This is a genomic window from Pedobacter sp. 01N416 (genome assembly GCF_056399685.1).
The window spans coordinates 1-4,444 of record NZ_JBFTRT010000497.1 but is presented as its reverse complement, the minus strand read 5'-3'; the positions used below and the strand labels follow the sequence as shown (position 1 = coordinate 4,444).

Sequence of the window (4,444 nt, the reverse complement as noted above, 5' to 3'; positions counted from 1 at the left end):
ATCTTGGAATGCTTTATAGGCGTCATTCTACCCATATTGTTTTTTAATCAAGATGTAATGGGGCAAGATCAGCCAAAATCTCCGATTCAAGTTCCTAAACAACCCTCAAATTTATTACTTGGGCATACTTCTCCTGGGGTAACCGATATCTGGATCGTCTTTAAAACCCATTGCGATTTAGGTTATACCATGTCTGCAAAAGAGGTTTTAAAGAAATACCGGGTGGATATGATGGACAATGCAATTAGGCTTATTGAACAGGAAAGGAACAAAGAAAGTTCGGAGCGGTTTAAATGGACCATTGCCGGCTGGCCGATGTGGGGAGATATTCTGGGTGATCAGCAGACTACAGAACGGAAAAAGAAAATCGAACAGGCCTTGACGGAAGGATATATAAATGTGCATGCTTTTCCGGCCACGATCCATACTGATGTATTTGAAGAAGAAGATTATGTTCGGTCGCTTGGATTTTCCTCTAAAATAGCCCGGAAGTACGGACTAAAACTGCCTATTGCGGCAAAGATGACCGATGTACCTGCACACAGTTGGTTTTTACCTACATTATTGCATCATGCAGGAATCAAATTCTTGCAGATCGGAAGGAATTATGCTAATCGCGGACCTATATTGCCTGAACTATTTTGGTGGCAGGGTCCGGACGGTTCAAGGATACTCTGTAATTACTCAACAGAGTACGGATCAAAGCTAATGCCTCCCGATGACTGGCCTTCGAAAAATTATTTAGCGGTTTCAATGACTCACGATAACGAAGGTCCCCCTTCTCCGGGTCAGGTAGAACAAGTAAAGAAAGAAGCGGGGAAAATAAAAGGGGCTAAAGTTCATATTGGGACATTGGATGATTTTGCAAATGCATTATTATCCGAAAATCCTGATCTGCCAGTAATAAAGGGCGATATGGTCGATCCATGGATCCATGGTGTAATGGCTATGCCTCAGGAAACCAAAATGTCGAGGAATATCCGTCCGCTTCAACCTGTTCTGGATATTTTAAATACGCAGTTAAACCTCTGGAAGCTACGGAGTGGATCAGTTGAGGACAAACTGACTGTTTCCTATGAAAACAGTATGCTTTATGGCGAACATACCTGGGGAGCGATGACACCCGGGTGGGGCTTTTTCTCCATGGATGGTAAAAATATGGGCAATGAAAGGTACCGCTATGGCAATGATTTCATCCGGGCGAGGGCCGAAGGCTTTTATGAAAAGTTTGAAAGCAGTTTTGAGGAGCACAGGCGATATATAAAAATTACAGATAGTATTGTCTCAAAAGAACTGGATAAAAGGTTAGCCATTCTTGCACAGAATGTAAAGGCGAAGGCCGGAGAAATCATCGTATACAATACATTGCCATGGGCAAGAAGTGGAGAGATCAGTATTGGCAGCAAAAAGATCTGGGTCAATGATATACCGGCCAACGGTTATAAGGTTATAAAGAACGATGAGAAAAATGGGGTTACTTTAGCTAATCATCCAGCTATTTTGGATACGAAATATTTTACGGTACGTTTTGATACCAGCCGCGGTGGTATTGCTTCTTTGATCGAAAAATCAAGCAGAAAAGAACTTGTTTCGAAGGGCGATAATTTTGTACTGGGACAGTTTTTACACGAGAAATTCAGCTATCAACAGACAATAGATTATTATAATAAATATTGCACGCTTTCCAATTCATTTAATGCTTCAACAAAGCCGAACATGCCAAAGAATATTCCCTATTCAGCTGTTGCGCTCAACAACTGGAAGATGAATGTTGTGCAGTCCGCTTTTGCTGATATTGTTACCCTGACCACTGGTAATACGCAAGGCATCGCCAAATCTGTATCTCTAAGATTTACCTTTCCCAAAGCGCAGCCTTTTGTTGATGTAGAATGGAGGATCAAGGATAAAGTCCCTAGCACCCTTCCAGAGGGAGGCTGGTTATGTTTTCCTTTTAACATCAACAAGCCTGATTTTAAGGTAGGAAGAATCGGTGGGGTGATGGATTTGGCAACGGATCAGATTACTGGAGGCAACCGCTATATCTATGGTGTAAATACTGGTGCCGCGTTAAAAGAGCATGGAGGTGTTGGGGTAGGGATCTGTGCAGTTGATGCCCCATTAATGAGTTTTGGAGAACCTGGGCTCTGGAAATATGATTATGACTATTTGCCCAAAAAAGCTTCTGCTTTTGTAAATCTTTATAATAACATGTGGAATACCAATTTCCCATACTGGACAGAGGGCACCTGGAGTGAAAAGGTGAGGATCTGGACGATAGGGAAAAATGAAAATACCACTGAAAATATTGCCATTAAGTCTTGGGAAGCCAGAATGCCCTTATTATCTATCACCACAAGCGGTATAGGTACAAAGCTGCCGCGCGAAAAAAGCGGGATTTCTGTTTCGCGTAAAGGCATACTGGTAACTGCTTTCGGAGCAGACCCTGACAGTAACCGGGGTACGCTGCTGCGGATCTGGGAACAGGCAGGGATTAAAGGGAAGGTAACGATCAATCTTCCTGGAGAAATGAGCGTAAAATACGCAACACCTGTAAATTTAAGGGGAGAGATAACCGGGCAGAAAATAGAAGTGAAAAATAACCTGTTCAGTACTGATTTAACATCATTCGGTCCCGCCAGTTTTATTTTAAATTAAGCGCTGATTACATTGGATAGAACAATGTTTCTGTTCATTCACAATAAGATAGTCCATGGTATTGTGTAGGATAGTCCATTGTGTTAACCGTTTTAGTTATTTATTATTATAGTGGCGCTGACGATGATCACCTCACCATCAGCGCCAGAACCAAATATAATCAGTATGAACCGTAGGCTTTTTTATTTAATGCTGTTGTTTTCGGCTATTATATATGCCATACAGGCATGCAATAGTTCGTCCACGAGCCAGGTTGCACAGGAGCAGATACCCGATAGCATCAGTTATAATTTTCATGTCCGGCCGATACTGTCCGATAAGTGCTTTATCTGTCATGGTCCTGATGCAAATAAACGTGAAGCCGATTTAAGGCTGGATATCGCGGAAGAAGCTTATAAAGCTTTGAAAGACAAACCTTCGGCGCATGCGCTTGTCCCCTTTAAACCCTTAGCCTCTGAACTTTTTTTGCGCATCTCTAGTCAGGATTCAAGCCAGCTAATGCCTCCTAAATCCTCCAATCTCAAACTAACCGCGCATGAAATTGCAGTTATCGAGAAATGGATCAAACAGGGAGCTAAATATGAGCGGCACTGGGCTTTTACGCCGCCAAAAAGCCATCAGATCCCAAAAGTGGAAAATAAGGAATGGGCAAAAAATGAAATCGATTATTTCATTCTGCAGAAACTGGAGCAAAAAGGGATAAAACCAAATGAACAGGCAGATAAAGAAAGGTTATTGAAACGGGTTAGCCTCGACCTTACCGGCCTACCACCGGATATGGAGATGATGAATAGGTTCATGGCCGATAATAGCAACAATGCCTATGAAAAGGTTGTGGAGTCACTCCTTCAGCGCCCCGCATATGTTAAAGAAGTCGGACTTCAGTCAACCGTCGGGGGGGCTGAAACCTACGCGAAAAAACCGTTGATGGAAATCAGAAATGAAGACATCAAAAAGATATTGGCTTTTGTAAATAAGAGAGATACCAATAAATTGATTGTTTCGGTAATGGGGGATAGGGATACACTACGTAAAACCTATATCCTCAATAGGGGGGTATATGATGCGCACGGAGAAGAAGTACAGGCCGGTACCCCGAAATCTTTGCTCGCTTTCAGCGATAAGTATCCAAAGAACCGTCTGGGTTTAACGCAGTGGCTCTTCGATAGGAAAAACCCGCTTACAGCAAGGGTATTTGTGAACCAGATCTGGCAGGAGTTTTTTGGACGTGGTATTGTTAAGACCTCAGGTGATTTTGGTATGCAGGGCGAACTTCCCTCGCATCCGGAACTACTGGACTGGCTGGCGGTAGATTTTATGGACCATGGCTGGAACATCAAGCGTCTTGTCAAACAGATCGTAAGCTCAGCGACTTACCAGCAATCTGCAGTCGTATCAAAAGAGAAATTAAAAACCGACCCTGAAAATATCCTGCTTGCGCGGGCACCTCGTTACCGCATCCCTGCAGAATCCATAAGAGATGTGGTGCTGGCTAGTAGTGGCTTATTGGTTAAGACCATAGGCGGTCCAAGTGTAAAACCTTATCAGCCTGCTGGGCTTTGGGAAGGAGCGACCTCCGGACGTGGTATACTGGCCTCTTACCGCCAGGACCATGCCGAAGACCTTTACCGTAGGGGAATGTATACATTTATCAAACGTACAGTCCCACCGCCTTCAATGGGTGTTTTCGATGCCAGTAATCGCGATCAGTGCGAGGTGAAACGGTTAAACACCAATACCCCGCTTCAGGCTCTGGTGATGTTAAATGATCCAACGGTACTGGAGGCTT

The 4,444-nt window shown here is 43.5% G+C and carries 2 protein-coding genes; both read left to right on the top strand.

The window, feature by feature from the left end; translation table 11 throughout:
- Positions 1-2,655: glycoside hydrolase family 38 N-terminal domain-containing protein (locus AC1DND_RS22245; protein ID WP_477584791.1), on the top strand; the 2,655-nt coding region annotated here is incomplete at its 5' end.
- A 165-nt stretch (positions 2,656-2,820) separates the two neighbouring features.
- A partial coding sequence (locus AC1DND_RS22240; protein ID WP_477584790.1) for a DUF1553 domain-containing protein occupies positions 2,821-4,444 on the top strand: 1,624 nt, incomplete at its 3' end.